Below are 18,413 nucleotides of genomic sequence, written 5' to 3' on the forward strand. Positions count from 1 at the left end.
TTTGGAGAGAACCCCATCAAGATGATTATCAAACTAAATTGACCTTGAAGCAAGGAATAATTTCTCCTGTTGCTTTTGATGATCTTCAGCTTGATCTTAAAAAAATATTACCAAATTAGTACATAAACCAAGGAATAATGTTATGAGTATAATGTCACAGGAAAACACAACTTTTTATTGGTGGAATCAAGAGTAAGATTTTAATTGATTGAAATTCAGGAAAAGCATTAAAATAATACAGAAAGTTAAAACAAGTCGTTGGTAAGATATAGCCCTACGCGCAAGGCAAGAGTAGATTAGCACTGGGTTTCATAACTTTAAAATGTCCTAACCACAACGCGTACTGCTATACAAGCCAAAGTAGGAAGAAAGAAGTGGTCTAGCTCAAGTGAAGTCGGCTAGACGTAGTTCATTTAACTTATGCTCATGGAGTATTGTTACTTTTTGAGGAGAAATTTAAAAAAATAGTTAAAATAGGTTAACACAGGTTATCTATTGTACCCTAATTCGGCTAGATAAGGAAATCTCCAGCATGTTAAACCAAATTATCGATGTTATCGGGGAATGGAATCCGCAACTCTTTCGAGAAGCAAAAGGACGTTTAACACCCCTAAGCTTATTGATCGTTAGTATTGTTAGTATTGTAGGACAGTTTTTAATCGGTTTTTGTTACTTTGCAGCATTACCAGATAAATTTAGCAAATATAATCGTTACTGTCAGGGAAATTGCAGTTTACCTCTCAACATAAACTGGTCTCTTTTCTGGTTAGATATATTTGTCGGTTTAAGTGTAATTACTATATCCTTACTCTTGATTAGTGGTGTTTACTTACTCATTCAAGATTTAGCTAAAGAAGAAAAAAACGGGACACTTAATTTTATTCGTTTTACTCCTCAATCCCACAGTAAGATTTTGTTGGGGAAACTTCTCGGTGTACCTATACTTATTTATTGGATGGTGATACTCGCTATTCCCTTGCAATTAATAGCTGGTTTAGCCGCGGGAATACCTTTAAGTCTATTAGTGACTTTTAATATAGTAGTAGCCTTTAACTGTTTTTTCTGGTACTCTCTCGCTTTACTTGTAAGTATTATATATTATAAAAGTAGTTTAATAGCTTGGTTAGGAGGTGGAGTAGTTAGCTTATATCTGTTAATCTGGGGTTCGATGACTTTAAGTCGTTATGGTAGTCCTACTGGTAGCTTTTTGGACTGGATATCGCTTTTTTCTCCTTTCCAAATTTTACCCTACTTAGCAGAGGCTACGGGTATGGATAATTTAGATTATCTGACTATAACTAAACTAGATCAATTACGCTGGTATGAGTTTTCTCTCTGGCAAAATTTATGTCTAGGAATAGCTGTATATGTAGCTAATGTAGTTTTTGCTAGTTATTGGGTTTGGTTTGGATTAAAACGACGTTTCCACAACCCTGAAGGAAGAATAATTAACAAACAACACAGTTACTGGTTCTCTACAACAGTAATGGCTATAGCCTTTGGATTTACCTTACAAACCTTAAATACTAATGAGTTATTGTCTAATTTTTATCTGATACTTTTTCTACATTTAGTCATCGGTTTAACACTGATTTTCCATCTTACTCCAGCTCGGGAAACTCTGCAAACTTGGTCTCGTTATCGTCACCAACAAACCCATAATTCTTTATTAGAAGATTTAATCTTTGGTGAATATAGTCCAGCGATCGCCTCTTTAGGGATTAATTTTATCATCAGTGGAGTAATTATGATGCCAGGAATTATCCTCTTATTTGGTGATAATCGCTTAATCGCTGTGATTAGCTTACTGTTTCAAAGCGGTTTACTGTTTATCTATGCTGTAGTTACTCAACTAATTCTGTTGAGACGTCATCGCCAAAGACAACTTTGGGCTAACAGTACTTTGGTAAGTTTAATCTTTTTAGTACCTCTAGGTTTGGATTTATTAGGATTCTCTCCTGACTATTTCCCAGAATTGTGGTTATTTGTCCCCTTACCCATATATGCTTTAGAACAAATGAACTCAATTATCCAGTTTGGTTTAGCTGTTTTTGGTCAAGTTTTAATTATGAGTTTGGGAACAACTTTACTAACTAAACAGTTGCATAAACTCGGAGAATCAGAAACTAAGGCTTTAATTGGTTAAATAGTAGGTGCGTTTCATAAACGCACCCGCTGTATATTATTTATTTAGTGGGATAATATGAACCCAATGTTGATAATTAGGTTCTCTATTTTCGGTAATAGCTAAAAATTTCTCACGCAATTGAGTAGTAATTGGTCTATCCGGGGGTAATTGATAGTTTTCTATCTGTTTGATTGGGGTTACTTTAGCTGCTGTTCCACTCAGAAATACTTCATCAGCGATAAATAATTCTGACTTATCTATGGGTCTTTCTTGTACGGGTATTCCCAAATCTTGGGCTAAGGTAATTACACTATCGCGAGTTATTCCTTCTAAAATGTCTTGGTCATATCCTGGTGTAATTAATTTACCGTTTCTGACCATAAAAATATTCATACCCGTAGCTTCACAGACTTTACCTTGGGAATTGAGTAAAATCGCTTCATCAAATCCTGACTCTACCGCTTCTGTTTTAGCTAGAGAAGAAGTAATATAAGCTCCACTGATTTTACCACGCAAGGGTAAACTACGATCCTCTTGACGATGCCAAGAACTAATACGACAACTAATACCCTCGGGAGAGAGATAGTCTCCTAAGTCTAATCCATAGACAAAGAAGTCTTTTTCGATATTATGTAATCTCGGGGCGATTCCTAAATCAGAGGTATAGACAAAAGGACGAATATAAAAAGGATTTTTGGGCTGATTTTTTTGGACAAAGTCTGTGATGATCTGTTGGATTTTAGACGCGGGTAAATCAAAATGCAGAAATTTGGCACTTTGACTCAAACGTTGACAATGGCGATCTAATCTAAATAAGAGGATTTGGTGGGGTTGATTAGGATCTGGTAAACCCCTTAAACCGCCAAAAGCTCCTGTACCATAGTGTAGAGCATGAGTAGCTATAGAGATTGTCGCTTCTGCAAAAGGAACAAAACGATTTTGAAAATAAGCAATAGGAAGAAAATTGTGCATTTTTATCGATACCCGTACAATTAATTACAATTCAGATTGCAGCCAACCTTGATAATTTTCTCTTTGTTGTTGACTAGGTTCTTTCAGAGGTACAATTTCATAGCCACTCGGTTGCGGGAAAGCTAACTCTACGCTAACCGTACGTAGTTGATCCTGGTGAAAGAGAGTAAGATCAATCTTATCACCCTCTTGATAATCTTTGAGACGTTCGTTAAATTCCTCTGTTTGAACACGTATCTGATTGATGGCTAATATTTCGTCTCCAGGAGAAATCCCGACTTTTGCTGCTACAGAATCCTGTCTGACAAATTTAACTACTCCTTTATCTGTTAGTTGAATTCCTAAATCAGGGACATTATCTTTATTTATTACTTGCAGTTGTAACCCAAATAAAGCTAAATATTCGGCTAAGGGAAGTTCGGTTGTTCCCTGTAGATAGAGTTGAAAGAATTCGGTTAAATCTGTTTCTGCTACAGTACTAATTACTTCTTCTAATTCCTCTGGACTGTAACCTATTTCTGGTTGACCAAAACGTCGCCACATTAACCGCATTACATCATCAAGCGATCGCTTATTCTGATGACGAGATCTAATCAATAAATCTAACATCAAACAAACTAAACTACCTTTGAGATAATAGGATATTTGGGAATTATCACTATTAGCATCGCGACGATATAATTTAATCCAAGCATCAAAGCTTGACTCACTTAAAGATTGTACCTGACGTCCTGGAGTATTGAGATATTTACTAATCTCTTTACTGAGAAATCCTAAAAAAGTTTTTCCGTCATAGATACCACTTCTTACAGGGATTAATAAATCATAATAACTCGTAGCCCCTTCAGCGAACCAGAGAGAAGTAGTATAATTTTCTTGGTCATAATCAAAAGTCTCTAAAGCTTGGGGACGAATGCGTTTTACGTTCCACAGATGAAAGAATTCATGGGCTACTAATTGCAGAAAACGTTGATATTTTTCGGTTACACGAAACCCAAAGCGAGAATAAATTAAACTGCAACAATTTTTATGTTCTAAACCACCAAAACCATTGCTTGATAAATGCAATAAAAATAGATAATCCTCATAGGGTAAACCTTCATATAAATCAGCTTCTACCTTAATGATTTTTTGGATATCTGCGATAACCTGTTCAAGGGAAAGGTTTCCTTCTCCCCAAATCGCTAAACGGTGTTTTTTTCCTAAGACTTCAAATTCAGTTAGTGAGTGAGTACCTATTTCAAAAGGACTATCAACTAAGGTATCAAAATCCTTAGCTAAATAAACATTATTTTCTACTTCTGGTAATGCTGTTGTTACTTGCCAATCTGCTTGGGGAGGGATAACTTTTACCCTAATTGCTTGTTGTTCATAACCAGGAATATAATAAAACAAAGCAGCGCCATTAAAATAACCATGACTATAGTTTAAATGATTAGTTCTCACTGATAATTCATGAGCATAAACTTGATAACTAATCGTGATATCAACAGAGTTACTAGTATCAATTAACCAATGATTCTTACTGATTTTTTCAGTATTTAAAACTTGATTACTCTGAGTATCTTTTGCTTTAAAATCCTGAACATTTTTAGCGTATTCTCTGATTAAATAAGAACCAGGACTCCACACAGGCATTTTTAAATCTAGAGTTGGCTTATCCCAATTATTAACATTTAATTCTACCTCAAATAAATGAGAACCTGGTTGAGATAAAGATACTTGATAGTTTATGGCTAGATTTTTAACCTTGTCTGTTTTTAAAATTGTCTTTGTTTGAGTCATTATGATTGATTTCTGATTAAATGAATTAGCTGTTTAGGATTAGTTAAACAAAAAACTTGTTGTTGTTCATCTATAGTTAGTAAACCCTTGGTTTGAATATTTTCTAATATATTATTCGTTTCTTCTAGGGTAGTTTCCGCTATATCTGCTAAATCCTGTCTCGGAATTTCTAAGATTTCTATACCTTGCTCTGTAGGTTGACCATAATTTTCTGCTAAAGAAACTAGTACTTTACTCAATCTACTAATAGGAGGTTGTAACCGTCGGTAAAAGCGATTTTGTAGCTTATGCAAACGATGTACAGTTTGTTGTAGTAATTTATGTTGAACTTGTGGTTCTTTGAGTAAGGTTTGAATAAATCGTTGTGCAGAAATACTGATTAATTTTACTTCAGAAAGAGCAATTACGCTAGTTCCTCGGGGAGTATCGTCTAAAATCGCCGTTTCACCAAAAAAATCACCTTTACCAAGAATTTCTTGGGTGATTTGATGTGTGTCGATTTGTTTCTGAATTTTCACCCATCCTGAGATAATTAGATAGAAAGATCTTCCCCAACTATCCTCCCTAACTATTGTCTCGTCTTCGTCGTACTCTTCTTCTGTAGCAACGGATAATAGCCAAGTGAGAGTTTCAGGATCAGCTGTATTAAATAATGGAAAAAGCTCGTTAAACGTTTGGGTCTCCATGAATGTCAATAGCGCTTGGGCTTTATTTTACCATAAATCTAGAGATCTGAACTACTCAACTTTAACTAGATCTTCTTTGTCAAGATGTTTCTTTACTATGGTAGCATGAATACATATTATATAAGTATCTAATTAATTTAAGACCTATGACTAAATCTCTACTCCTAATCGATGCTCAGATTCCCCACTATCAAACCCTATTAGGGGAGATACCTAGAGATATAGAAATATTTGTGATTACCGAAGGAATTAACCCTATTGCTTATCTAGCTAAAAAAAAGATTAAAACTCTCCATCTAGTCTCTCATGGTAGTCCAGGTTATCTTTATTTAGGTAATTTAAAGTTAAATATTCACAATCTCCACCAATACGCAACTCAATTACAGCAATGGAGAATAGAGGAAATAATTATCTATGGGTGTAAAGTTGCAGCGACTCAGGTAGGAAAAGCATTCATTAATCAATTACACAAGTTAACGGGAGCAAATATCGCAGCTTCTACAACTTTAACAGGGAATTCAGCTCAAGGTGGTAATTGGAATTTAGAAGTAACCAGAGGAGATGTTAACCCCAAGATCATTTTTAGTCAAGAAGTAATTACAGCTTATCCTGGGGTTTTAGAAACTATCGTCGTTAATACTTTAGAAGATGAAGACGACGGAATCACTAGAGGTAGAGTCTCCCTGAGAGATGGGATTAATCGAGCTAATTCTGTACCTGGAGATTATATTATTGAGTTTGATCCTTCCCTTACTGGTGGAACGATTACTCTTACAATCGGAGTACCTTTAGAGATTTCTGATAACTTAAAAATAGTTGGTTTAGGTGCAGAAAATCTGACCATAGATGGTAATGAAAATACTGTATTCTCTATTAATGATGGGTTTTCTGATGAACAAATTACGGTTGAAATAGAAAAACTGAGTATTATTAATGCTAGTAATTGGCATAATAATGCTATTGACAACTCAGGGGATAATGTTCAAATAAGAGATACTATTATTTCTGGTAATTATACTGCTATTAATAATAAAAACACTGGCATAATAGGTATTAATAATTCAAGAATTATTGATAATAGAGGAACTGGCATCTCTTCCCGAGGAGTTTTAAATATAGAAAACAGTATTATTGATAATAATGGTAATAGAGGAATATCTTCTAGTGGAACTTTAGAGATAACTAATAGTACTATTGCTAACAATGGCGATCAAGGAATCTATTCTAGAGGAACTCTAGAAATAACTAACAGTACTATTTCTGATAATGGTCGTAGAGGAGTTTATTCTAGTGGAATAACCAAGATCACTGATACTAAGATAATTAATAATAATAGTCAAGGTATCAGAGTTTCATCTAATACAGCTAACATTATTAATAGTACAATTGATGGTAATAGTGATAATGGTATTATAGCAACAAGTAATACTAATATCATTAACAGTACAGTTAGTAATAACAACAATAGTGGTATCAATAATGATGGTTGGAATAATTTAGTTAGCATTACTAATAGTACTATTTCTAATAACTCAGGGAGTACAGGAGGTGGTATTTTAAATAGAATTGGTACAGTAATTATCAATAATAGCACTATTACCGATAATGAAGCTACAGGAGGTCAAGGAAGTGGTATCGCTAACCGAGGTAACTTAGTACAAATCGGTAACAGTATAGTCGCGGGTAACAAAAATACGGATATAGACTTTACAGGGGATGAAAATACCTTTGAGAGTCAAGGTGGTAACCTGATTGGGATAGGAAACGCAGGGAGAGTCTTTAATCAGAGAGGAGACATCAACGGGGTAGAAAATCCTGGTTTAGAAGATTTAGCAGATAATGGTGGTCCTACTCTGACTCATCTTCCCTTATCCAATAGTCCCGCTATTGATGGAGGTTTAAATAATCTTGTAACAGAAGAATTAAGCACAGATCAACGGGGATTACCTCGTATCTCTAATCGTACCGTAGATATCGGTGCGGTAGAAGTAGCAGGAATAATCAGAGGTACAAATCGTAGTGATATCCTGATTGGTACTAATCTCGATGATACGATTGAGGGATTAGGTGGAGATGATACCCTCAAAGGTTTAAGGGGAGATGACATCTTAGAGGGAGGATCAGGTAACGACTTCATCCAAGGAGGACCTGGTAGAGACTTAATCAGAGGTGGGACTGGTAATGATACCTTAGAAGGTGGGACTGGTAATGATACTCTTCTCGGTGGACCTGGTAAGGATATCCTGATTGGTGGACCTGGTAACGATGTCTTGATTGGTGGAGGGGGTAGAGATAGATTTCAGTTTAATAATCCTCGAGAAGGAAGAAATACTATTACTGATTTTAATCCCGCTGCTGATTGGATTACTATTTCTCGACGAGGTTTTGGTAATAATTTATCTAGAGGAAGACTACCCGAAGACCAGTTTATTACTATTTCCCGTTTTACGAGTTTACCAAATGATTTTAATTTAGGTTTTGTTTACGCTCAAGATGTACGTAGATTGGCTTATATTAATACCGGTAGAGATATTCCTTTAACTCAAATTGCGATTTTACGCAATCAGCCCGATTTAGTCGCGAGTAATATTTTGATCTTCTAAGTTATGTTAATTTAAGTGAACAAAAATGAGGAAAGGATGATTTAACTAGTCTAGATATTAATTAAAGGTTTAATTTATCTGATTAGCATTGACTCTGAACTAAAATTAAACTCGTAAAGTTATTTATTATCAATATGATAAAACGCATTGGCATACTAACAAGTGGTGGCGACTGTGCAGGTTTAAACGCCGTTATCCGTGCTGTCGTCAAATGTGTTAATCGTAAAGGTTGGGAATTATATGGGATTCCCTTTGGTACAGATGGTTTTCTAGATATTGCTCGGGGTAAATGTCAACCTGAAGATTTGTTATTAAAAGAACATGGCTATAATATACCAGGAATACTAAGAGGATTAGATATCCTTCAGTTTCTTAGTGGGACAATTCTCGGTTCAGTAAGTAAGGGTAACCCCAATCAACCAGATATCGCTAAAGAAATTCTCTACGCATACGATTTAATGAAGTTAGACGCTTTAATCGCTATTGGTGGAGATGGAAGTCTAGAAATTCTGCATAATTTAGCTCAATTAGGTAATTGGAATTTTATCGCTATACCTAAAACTATTGATAACGATGTACCTTTTACAGAATATTCTGTGGGTTTTGATAGCGCAGTAGATACCGTTACCAGAGCAATCTATGACTTGACTTTTACCGCAGCTAGTCATGAAAGAATAATGATTATACAGGTAATGGGAAGAGACGCAGGACATCTAGGCTTAAATTCAGGAATCGCAGGGGGTGCTGATATTATCCTTATACCAGAATTAGCTCCTCAGTTGACCGATGAAGTGGTGGAGGGTTGTTGTACTAAAATTGCTAACTTGACTAAGACTGGTCGCCGATTTGCGATCGTGGTCATCGCTGAAGGTGTGAAAAATGAACTAGGAGAAAAAGAAAAGAATATCGCCGATCACCTCGGGGATTTGATGAAAATAAAAAGTCAAGAGTTATGTCAAACTAAGGATGGGATTTTCTGTACTCTCAGTGGTATTGATACCAGAGTCACGGTTTTAGGTCATTTACAACGTAGTGGGATACCTTCTGCGAACGATCGCATTATGGGTACTGCTTTTGGCATTAAAGCTGTAAAATTGATAGAAGAGGAACTTTACTCACAATTAATTATCTGGCGCTATGGACAAGTAGATCACATATCATTAGAAGAAGTAATGCCGATCGTCAGAGAAGCTCATAAACATGACCAATGTGCTGCACCAGTTAAACCTGATTGCTTTATGGTTAAAACAGCCCGAGAATTGGGTATATACTTAGGAAATCTAGCTGAAGCATGACTGCCAAGATTAAACAGCGACTATCTCAAGGACAACTCAATCAATTAACGATTTGTCCTCCTTTGTTTCAACGTAACTACTTGGAACAATTGAACTTACCTACTACTCCTGAACAATTAGAAAGGTTAGATTGGGGTAGTCGCTTTCATTTGTTGATGCAGCAGAGAGAATTAGGTCTATCTATTGATGCTTTTGCTGAAGCAGATAGAGAAATGGGGCGATCGCTCCATTCTCTCCAAACCGCAGCACCAGATTTATTTCAATCAGATAATTATAGTTGGCGTGAGGCTGAACATCAACGAACAATCTGTTTTCATGATTATTTATTTACTGTTATCTACGATTTATTAATCATTACCGAGGAAAAAGCGCAGATTATCGATTGGAAAACTTATCCTCTACCTGAAGATAGCCAGAAATTAGTTAATAACTGGCAAACTCGTTTATATTTATACGTTTTAGCCGAAACTTCTGATTATCAACCCGAGGATATCTCCCTAACCTATTGGTTTGTTAAATTACCTCAAAAAGCTCAATCTGTGAGCTTTAAGTATAGTCAGAGTCAACATCAACAAACTCAACAAGATTTAGCGCAATTATTATCTAATCTAGACCAATGGTTAGCAACGGGTGATTTTCCCCATCGTGATGACTGTCAGTCTAGTTGTCCTTATTACTCTTCTCTGGTGGGTGATCATAAATTGCTTAACCCTAGTCAAACCATCGATGAGATTCCCGAAATCTCTTTAGATTAAGAAAATCTTAAAATAAACCTCAATCAAGCTCCCATAATTTAAGCTAGAAAGTATTAGAGTTTACAAACCATCAGCCATGGCTATCGCAACAATTAACCCAGCCACAGGAGAGACAGTAGCTACCTTTACTCCACTCTCAGATACAGAAATAGAAGCTAAATTAAGCCTCGCTGCAAGTACTTTTAAAGAATATCGTCAAACTACTTTTGACCAAAGAAGTCAATGGCTAAACCAAGCAGCAACAATCCTGGAAACAGAAGCACCGAGATTAGGCAAGTTACTGACTCTAGAAATGGGTAAACCAATTAAAGCGGCGATCGCTGAGGTATCTAAATGTGCTTTGGTATGTCGTTATTACGCGGAAAATGGCGCAAAACTTCTAGCAGATACTCCCATAACTACCGACGCCAAAAATAGTTATGTCTCTTATCAACCCCTAGGAATTATTCTAGCTGTAATGCCTTGGAATTTCCCCTTCTGGCAAGTATTTCGCTTCGCAGCACCGATTTTAATGGCGGGAAATGTGGGCGTACTTAAACACGCTTCTAATGTCCCCCAATGTTCCCTAGAAATTGAGAAAATTATTCTAGCTGCGGGTTTCCCTAAGGGAAGTTTTCAAAGTCTGTTAATTGGAGCATCTCAAGTAGAAGCCATAGTTAGAGATCCTCGGGTGAAAGCAGCTACTCTCACAGGAAGTGAACCCGCGGGAATGAGTCTGGCGGCTACCGCGGGTAATGAGATTAAAAAAACAGTTCTAGAATTAGGGGGTTCTGACCCCTTTATTGTACTAGAAAGTGCTGATTTAGAGCAAGCAGTAAGTGCAGCTGTAACCTCTCGCATGCTCAATAACGGTCAATCCTGTATCGCAGCTAAACGCTTTATCCTTCAAGATACCATCGCTGCTGAATTTACAGCCAAAATGGTAGCTAAATTTCAAGCACTCCAAATCGGCGATCCCCAATTACCTGAAACAGAAGTAGGACCATTAGCTACTCAAGGTATGCTTAAAGAATTAGACGCACAAGTACAAAAAACCGTGGCTATGGGTGCAAAATTATTAACAGGAGGTCAACCATTAAGGGATCTCACTGGTTATTTTTATCCCCCAACTATTCTCACTGATATACCTCCTAATTCTCCTGGGGCGATCGATGAGTTTTTCGGTCCTGTAGCTTTATTATTTACTGTTACTAACCTAGATGAAGCCATTAGTTTAGCTAATAATACTGTTTTTGGCTTAGGTGCGAGTGGTTGGACTAATGATCCTCAACAACAACAACGTCTGATTAATGAATTAGAAGCGGGTTGTGTCTTTATCAATAGTTTTGTGAAATCTGACCCCCGTTTACCTTTTGGTGGTATTAAACGTTCGGGTTACGGAAGAGAATTAGGTGTTGAAGGTATTCGAGAGTTTGTCAATATTAAAACCGTCTCAGTATCCTAAATTTGTTAAGAAACTATAACTTAATCTAGGTATTTGCTTAACAGTTCTTTACAAAAGCTTTACACTACTTAAGGCTTGTTTATACTAATTTTAATAATCATTTAATATTGTTGAGCATTTTGTTAATGTTCAACTTTTGCGATTATTCTAAAAACAGATAACCAGCTCATAGGGTACTAATCAATGATTAACCTAGTTTTTCGTTTAATCTCCTCTTTGTTACTAACCACAGCTTTTACCTTTAGTGCACCTTTTGTACTAACGGGAATGATCCTAGGTTTATTCCTGGTGATGGGTTATATTCCTGGCTGTTATTGGTTAGCTACTAATTGTGCAGGACAAATTATGGATTTTCTGGCAGTTTTTGGTAATGGCTATCCTTTACAAGGCATTATGGTGATTAGCTTCGCTTTTGCTTTTGTGGGTGGTTTATTTGATTTATTTAACTTCTATCGCTATCAAACCATGAGTGGTCAATAATTCAGGCTTGATTTTTTACTAATGTTAAAATTTTGGGAACGCGGTAAAAATCGTTGGCTCTCTTTGTTACTATCAGTAACTTTTTTTGTTATGGTCACTGTTGGCTATCGAACACCTAGCTATAGTAATCCTTGGTTGGATATTCTGATACAAGGTATTCAAATTCTGCAAATTTCCCAACTCTCCGATAGTCAAGAGGTAGAATTGGGTAAAGAAATTAATCAGCAATTATTAACCCAAAACAATCTCAGGGTAAATCGCAACCCTCAATTAAATCGTTACCTCAATAGTATTGGACAAAGAATAGCCAGAACTAGTGATCGTCCCTCACTCCCTTATACATTTCAAATTATTGACGATGACTCTGTTAACGCTTTTGCTACCATGGGAGGGTTTGTTTATATCAATACTGGTTTAATGGTTAAAGCTACTAATGAAGCTGAATTAGCTAGTGTAGTAGCTCACGAAGTAGGACACATAGTAGGTCGTCATGCTCTAAAAGCAATTCAAAGAAGAGCGATCGCCTCTGGGTTAATGAGAGCAACGGGATTAGAAGAAAGTGACGCCATTAGGTTAGGAATAGAGGTAGGTTTTAATTTACCCCGTAGTCGGGAAAATGAGCTAGAAGCAGATCAATTCGGCTTAAATAATCTGCAAAAAGCTGGATATGCTCCCATTGCTATGGTTACCTTTATGGAAACATTATTAAAATATTCTGGGGGGAGTAATTTAGCGATACTGAGTACCCATCCTGCGACACAAGATCGAATTGTTTTACTTAGAGAACAACTTAACCCTAATACAGCTAGTCGGGGAGATGGTTTAAACCCCCGAGAGTATCAACGTCAAATCCGTAGTTTATTCTAGATCATCTTCAGTTACTTTCTGACTAATTTTACTAGGATCGATATCAATAATCGCCTGTTGCAGAGTAAGACAACGATAAACCCTGTCTTTAGTATTGATTTGGTGGATTTTCTCGTTATCAACGTCAAAAGCGGTTAACCAACCACTACGAGGGTGATAAGCTCCTGTTTCAATATCAATCCAACCTCTCCCCCTAGCGATTTTACCAGGTTTGACTCCAGGTAGGGTAAAGGTAATCGTGTGTCCTGTCACAATTAATTTATCATTAAAATAAGGCTCACTCATCCCATGAAAGGGTTTTCTAATCCAGCAAAACTGCTCTGAGGATTGTTCCTCAATAGTTAGTTTAGGATCTAATCCCGCGTGGACTAACCAAATATCCCCTAAATCTAAATATAATGGTAAAGCTTTTAACCAGTTAACGTGTTCTTGAGGTATATTGTTTTGATAGCTTTCTAAGGTAGCATAACCACCACAATAAAGCCATATATGTAACTCATCCCGTAGGACTTTACCATCACCAATAGCATCGAGTAACATTTTTTCATGATTACCCAATAAACATGGATATTGATTATCCATTAAAAACTGTACCACTTGGGCACTATGAGGACCACGGTCAATTAAATCACCAAGAAAATAAATTTTATCTTCTTGACTAGGGGCGATCGCTTCTAGTAAGCTCATAAGAGCGTAGTAATGACCGTGAACGTCACCAATAACAATCCGACGCTGAGACATTATAATAATTATTTATTATCAAATTGAAGATGTTGTTGCCAACAACTACTAAGATCAATATTATCAAAAAACCCACTAGTTCTGGTTGGATCAACCAAGCTCTTAACAATCTAGAGATAATTTTACTGGATCATTCCCATTGTGAGCGCAAAGCGGCAGGAGTTGCCCTTAATTTTTTGTTTCGTTATCCTTCCTATCACGAGTTAGTTAGACAGTTAACAGCGATCGCCAAAGAAGAATTAGAGCATTTTGAGTTAGTTAACCAATGGTTAGAGCGTTTAGATATTCCCCTAGGACCTTTAAAACCTTCTCCCTATGGTGCTAAGCTTAAAGACCAGATTAGTAAACAAGAACCAGAAAGATTCCTTGATTCTCTATTAGTTGCTGCCTTGATTGAAGCGCGCTCTCATGAGAGATTAGGATTATTAGCCCAATTTTGCCCTAATCCCGAACTAGCTAGCTTTTATCGTGGTTTAATGGTCTCAGAAGCCCGTCACTATGGTATTTATTGGCTGTTAGCTCATCATTACTTTGAGAAAGAAAAGGTTAATCAACGTTTAGAGGAATTAGCCTTCATTGAAAGTGAGATCCTAGCTAATCTTTACCCTGAAGCGAGAATTCACAGTTAATCTTTACTCCAGTGTTACTATTAAATGAACCACAATCTAGATAGCCAAAGTTAAACTAAAATGAAAGGAGAATTTACAGCAATTATTGAAAAAGCCTCTGAGGGAGGATATTGGGCTATTTGTCCAGAAATACCAGGAGCAAATGCTCCTGGTGAAAGTAAGGAGTTTTTGGCACAAAAGATTCTCAAAAAGATGCCTAAGACGAGCAATCGCTCCACTTAAACTCCCTGTTTAACTAAGTTTTGGATTATACTCATTTTCTGATTTTGAGCAAAAACTTGTTTAATTTTGGCTGCTAATTTGTCTAAATTCCAACCTTCGAGGGTAACATCTTGTTCTTGGAAATACTCTACTAAGCTTAAACCTGCTACTCTAGTCAGATAAGCGGCACTGATTGCTTGTACACTTCCTCCTGCGATGTAGGTAATTGCGTTAGTTTTCAGCATTCCTGCGATAGTTTGGGTGGAGACTTCTACTAATCCTAGTTTGAGCATTAATTCTCCTAGGGTAGCAGCTGCGGTTTGAGCTTGAGAGAGGGAAAATTGTTGTTGGTATATTTTACCTAAATCAACCAACATCTGACCATTAATCCCGAGGGTAACGAGCAAATCTAGCGCAGCTATAGGGTTAGCTAACGCGCTAGCTGCAGCTAACCACTGATATTGTTCAATAATTGGTAAAGCGCGCTCAAAACGTAATTGATTGCTGAGAGTTTTAACTTTTTGTTGTAATTGTTTAGCTTCTCTCCAGGTTGTAGCTAAGACTAGTTGTTGATGGTGATTTTGAGTAATGTAGTTTAAGCGTTCTTGTAGAGGTTGAATAAGGGGTTGAGGATCTTCTAACCACTCTTTGATAGTACCATCTGTTTGATGTTCCCTGACTTTAACTGGTTTGGGTTGAGAAGCGATCGCGATCACATTTTCTACAGGAATAATTGATTGTACCCGTTGTTTTAGTTGTGCGGTGATTAAAACTTGTTCTTCGGGTAGATATTGGTCTTGTTTATTGAAAACTAAAATAATGTTATGGTTTAAACTGTGCCATTGTTGGATTTTTGACCATTCTGACTCAGTTAAATCTCCATTGACTAGGAATAATAATAAATCGCTATTATCTAAAGCTGTAGTTGTTTCTTGCCAACTTAAGTTGCTATAATTTGTTTCTAGGAGTTTTTTCAGAGTTGTTTTACCGACTTTATTAGCACCAGTGATAGTCAAGGTCAGAGTTTCACGGTTCAACGATTCTGGTAATCCTTCTAGTTGTTGTTTTAAACTAGTTAAATTTAATTCGGGAGCTTCTTGAGCTAAACTAGTTAACATTTGTTGACAAGAAGCGATCGCGCCATTAACCTTGGTTATATCTAGATTTATCCTGACTAATGGGGGTGATGGTTGTTTTTTCCCTTTATTTTGTAGTAACCAGAGTAACCCGCCTAGAGCGATCGCTCCACTGACACTCCATTCTCCTATAGCTACTACCGAATCTCCCAGGTTTGACCACAACCATACTGTTAACCCTAAACCAACTGTGGTAATTAAAATCGGCTTATCTAGTTTTACCCCCATTGTTTTTGTCCCTTAATTACTACTTATTCCCCTGATTCATTTTAACAAGTTTAGGATACTGAGAACACAAAAGTTACCTTATCTTCCTTCCCTAGGGAAAAGCGATCGCCCGTTGTCAAAAGATGACGATTACCTTGCGGTAAGGGTTGACCATTAATATAAGTGCCATTGGCACTACCCATATCTTCTAGATAATAACAGCCATCCTCTTCTAAACGAATATCCGCGTGGATGCGAGAGACTATATCCGAGTCAGGGAATGCGGAGACGTCTATATCTGGAGCTATTTGGTCGTTAGGTCTTCCTAAGTAGATAACTTTTGATTCTTTAGGTAGTTCTAAATTTTGTTCGGTTTGAACGTGATGTAAAAAAGCAGTAGAAATAGTTGGTTTTAGCTCTTCTATCTCAACAGGGGGTACCTCTAACTCCTGAATAACTGCTGTTTCTTCTACTTCTGCTTCTGTTTCTTCTGACTCTATTACTACTGGTATTTCTGGTATTTCTGGTGTTTCTGGTGCTGTATTATTTTGTTGGAGATTGTAACCACAGTTACCACAGAAAACAGCATCATCTTGAACCGATTCACCGCATTGGGGACATTGAATCATCATTGGTAAAGGAGTCATACACTCTTCACAATTGGTCGCTCCATCAGGGTTAACGTGTGCACAACTAGGACAAATAACCATATTTTTAATTCTCCTGTTTCAAATTTGCTCCCGCTTCTTGTTAAACTAAGCTGGAAGGTCACCCTTCCGACTCGTCTGCAAAACCGTGCTTGAGACTTTCACCTCACACGGCTCCTCAACTACTTGACTCTTGTCACGAGTACCATTTCTTAGGCTTCCATCAGTTCTAGTTTTCGCATCATGGCAATGTGCATGAACGAATTGTAGGTTTTCGTAAGTATCTTTTCCACCCTTACATCTGGGGACTATATGATCAACTTCCCATATGTCCTCAAATTTGAATTCTTTGTGGCAGATATTACATTTACCTTTTTGTCGTTTTAACAGAGTTTGCTCTCGGGTCGTTAGTTCGATAGAGTTAGATAGCCTTTGTCCCCAATACACTTTATCCCCGTCGTAGGGCGAGCGATTGCCTTGAACTTTAATGTGACGTTTAATCACGGTATCAGGGTGCTCGAGCAATTCGTATCCATCATCAGATTTAAATACCCAATTACGGGTTTTTTCGATTTCCATACTCGTTGTTTTTCCCCTTCCCTGCTTGAAGTATTTTTCTTTGACCCATTTTGCTCCTTTTGTAGGATGACGGCGTTTACACCATCTTTTCAAAATTCCATACACTAAGCAATGTAAGTTCGAGAATTCTTCCTTGCTCACCACCGTAGAATAGTAATTACACCACCCACGGATTATAGGATTCAGGAGTTTTATAAGTACGGATTGATTCACACTCTTGTTATTTCTGATGATATCCGCTATCTTTTCGTAGTGCTTTTTGATTGCTTTTTTGGAAGGTTTCGTTAAAGTCTTGTAACCTAATTTCTGACCATTTGTTGATTTCCCGCTTTGCTGTTTACCCTGTGGATAATGTCTAATATTGAATCCTAGAAAATCGAATCCTTCTGTTGTATGGGTTATCTTGGTCTTTTCCTCTTTCAACTGTAGCCCGATTGGTTCGAGAAGTGAGCTGATTATTTCTTTTGCTCTTTCTACGATTGCTCTGGACTCGTGTATTACTACAAAGTCATCAGCATATCTGATAAAGGAAAATGATTTTAGGTTATTCTTTTTGTGTCCTCTCCACGTTTTCACCCATTCGTTTAATTTATCTTCTATTCCATGCAGTGCGATATTGGCTAACAACGGTGATATCACCCCTCCTTGCGGTGTTCCTTCTTCTGTTAGGAATAGCTCTTTATCTTGCATGAATCCCGATTTCAACCACATCTTGATTTGACGTTTAAAGTTTACCGGACAGTCTCCTAGTTTTTCCAGTAGATATTGATGATTGATTTTGTCAAAACATTTGGCTATATCCGCATCCAATACCCATTTCTGCTTATATCGGATTTGGTTAAAGATTGCTTCTATAGCATCGTGGCATGACCGACCTGGTCGGAATCCATAACTGTTAGGCTCAAAAACCGCTTCCCATTCTGGCTCTAAAGCCATCAGGAGTAGCATCTGGACTGCTCTATCTCTAATAGTAGGAATAGATAGGGGTCTTTTTTCGCCATTGGGTTTAGGAATGTATATCCTTCTTAACGGTTTGGCTTTCCCCTCAATCTTGAGGTTGTTTATTAGACCCATACGTTGTTTAGGCGTGAGGACTTTACGTCCATCTACACCTGCGGTTCTCTTGCCTCTATTGTCTTGGGTTACTTTACGTATGGCTAAAGCTTTAGCGCTCTTACTATTTACTAACAACCGTTGCAGACCCTTGACTAGCTTTTGGTTACCCGCTACTTTGGCTCTGTATATTCGTTTTTGGAGC

17 protein-coding genes are annotated in these 18,413 nt (G+C 37.1%); 10 read left to right on the forward strand and 7 right to left on the reverse strand.

All coding sequences use genetic code 11. The features are described from left to right. A partial coding sequence (locus EA365_14985) for a Uma2 family endonuclease (protein TVQ42491.1) occupies positions 1-119 on the forward strand: 119 nt, incomplete at its 5' end. Positions 120-532: 413 nt separating this feature from the next. Continuing rightward, positions 533-2,146 (forward strand): hypothetical protein, encoded by a 1,614-nt coding sequence (locus EA365_14990; GenBank protein ID TVQ42492.1) that lies wholly within the window; start codon positions 533-535, stop codon positions 2,144-2,146. Positions 2,147-2,182: 36 nt separating this feature from the next. Here the strand turns inward: EA365_14990 and EA365_14995 are convergent, their stop codons facing one another. The 3 genes from EA365_14995 to EA365_15005 are packed head-to-tail and all read right to left on the reverse strand — an operon-like array spanning position 2,183 to position 5,571. After that, positions 2,183-3,100 (reverse strand): branched-chain amino acid transaminase, encoded by a 918-nt coding sequence (locus EA365_14995; GenBank protein TVQ42493.1) that lies wholly within the window; start codon positions 3,098-3,100, stop codon positions 2,183-2,185. A 24-nt stretch (positions 3,101-3,124) separates the two neighbouring features. Beyond that, a complete protein-coding gene (locus EA365_15000) occupies positions 3,125-4,885 on the reverse strand; it encodes a M61 family peptidase (GenBank protein ID TVQ42494.1) in 1,761 nt (586 codons plus the stop codon). Beyond that, the gene (locus EA365_15005; protein ID TVQ42495.1) at positions 4,885-5,571 is read right to left on the reverse strand and encodes a Crp/Fnr family transcriptional regulator; all 687 of its coding nucleotides are present in this window, start codon (positions 5,569-5,571) and stop codon (positions 4,885-4,887) included. The genes EA365_15000 and EA365_15005 overlap by 1 nt, the downstream gene beginning before the upstream one ends. A gap of 146 nt (positions 5,572-5,717) precedes the next feature. On the opposite strand from EA365_15005, the gene EA365_15010 reads away from it, so the two are divergent. The 6 genes from EA365_15010 to EA365_15035 all read left to right on the forward strand — a co-directional run bounded on the left by EA365_15010 (position 5,718) and on the right by EA365_15035 (position 13,015). Then, positions 5,718-8,174, forward strand: coding sequence for a DUF4347 domain-containing protein (locus tag EA365_15010; GenBank protein TVQ42496.1), 2,457 nt, complete (start codon positions 5,718-5,720; stop codon positions 8,172-8,174). A gap of 134 nt (positions 8,175-8,308) precedes the next feature. Continuing rightward, positions 8,309-9,469, forward strand: coding sequence for an ATP-dependent 6-phosphofructokinase (locus EA365_15015; GenBank protein TVQ42497.1), 1,161 nt, complete (start codon positions 8,309-8,311; stop codon positions 9,467-9,469). Beyond that, the gene (locus tag EA365_15020) at positions 9,466-10,224 is read left to right on the forward strand and encodes a PD-(D/E)XK nuclease family protein (GenBank protein ID TVQ42498.1); all 759 of its coding nucleotides are present in this window, start codon (positions 9,466-9,468) and stop codon (positions 10,222-10,224) included. Before EA365_15015 ends, EA365_15020 begins: the two co-directional genes overlap by 4 nt. A gap of 76 nt (positions 10,225-10,300) precedes the next feature. Then, the gene (locus EA365_15025) at positions 10,301-11,668 is read left to right on the forward strand and encodes an NAD-dependent succinate-semialdehyde dehydrogenase (GenBank protein TVQ42499.1); all 1,368 of its coding nucleotides are present in this window, start codon (positions 10,301-10,303) and stop codon (positions 11,666-11,668) included. 183 nt (positions 11,669-11,851) lie between these two features. Continuing rightward, on the forward strand, positions 11,852-12,148 hold the full coding sequence (locus tag EA365_15030) for a hypothetical protein (protein TVQ42500.1): 297 nt from the start codon (positions 11,852-11,854) through the stop codon (positions 12,146-12,148). 21 nt (positions 12,149-12,169) lie between these two features. Next, positions 12,170-13,015, forward strand: a complete 846-nt coding sequence (locus EA365_15035) for a M48 family peptidase (GenBank protein ID TVQ42501.1) — start codon at positions 12,170-12,172, stop codon at positions 13,013-13,015. Here the strand turns inward: EA365_15035 and EA365_15040 are convergent. Then, positions 13,007-13,756 carry a serine/threonine protein phosphatase gene (locus EA365_15040; GenBank protein ID TVQ42502.1) on the reverse strand — a complete coding sequence of 250 codons (750 nt, stop codon included), beginning with the start codon at positions 13,754-13,756 and terminating at the stop codon, positions 13,007-13,009. The genes EA365_15035 and EA365_15040 overlap by 9 nt on opposite strands. Before the next feature lie 29 nt (positions 13,757-13,785). On the opposite strand from EA365_15040, the gene EA365_15045 reads away from it, so the two are divergent. Together EA365_15045 and EA365_15050 are read left to right on the forward strand one after the other, a co-directional pair. Continuing rightward, positions 13,786-14,385 carry a tRNA-(ms[2]io[6]A)-hydroxylase gene (locus tag EA365_15045; GenBank protein ID TVQ42503.1) on the forward strand — a complete coding sequence of 200 codons (600 nt, stop codon included), beginning with the start codon at positions 13,786-13,788 and terminating at the stop codon, positions 14,383-14,385. Between the two features lie 60 nt (positions 14,386-14,445). Then, positions 14,446-14,607 carry a type II toxin-antitoxin system HicB family antitoxin gene (locus EA365_15050; GenBank protein TVQ42504.1) on the forward strand — a complete coding sequence of 54 codons (162 nt, stop codon included), beginning with the start codon at positions 14,446-14,448 and terminating at the stop codon, positions 14,605-14,607. Here the strand turns inward: EA365_15050 and EA365_15055 are convergent. The 3 genes from EA365_15055 to ltrA all read right to left on the reverse strand — a co-directional run. Next, entirely contained in the window at positions 14,604-15,950 is a 1,347-nt protein-coding gene (locus EA365_15055) for a DUF697 domain-containing protein (GenBank protein TVQ42505.1), read from the reverse strand. The genes EA365_15050 and EA365_15055 overlap by 4 nt on opposite strands. Before the next feature lie 50 nt (positions 15,951-16,000). Continuing rightward, positions 16,001-16,639, reverse strand: coding sequence for an FHA domain-containing protein (locus EA365_15060; protein TVQ42506.1), 639 nt, complete (start codon positions 16,637-16,639; stop codon positions 16,001-16,003). A 45-nt stretch (positions 16,640-16,684) separates the two neighbouring features. Then, on the reverse strand, positions 16,685-18,413 hold a 1,729-nt coding region (gene ltrA, locus EA365_15065), incomplete at its 5' end, for a group II intron reverse transcriptase/maturase (GenBank protein TVQ42507.1).

This window comes from Gloeocapsa sp. DLM2.Bin57, from assembly GCA_007693955.1.
GTDB lineage: Bacteria > Cyanobacteriota > Cyanobacteriia > Cyanobacteriales > Gloeocapsaceae > Gloeocapsa.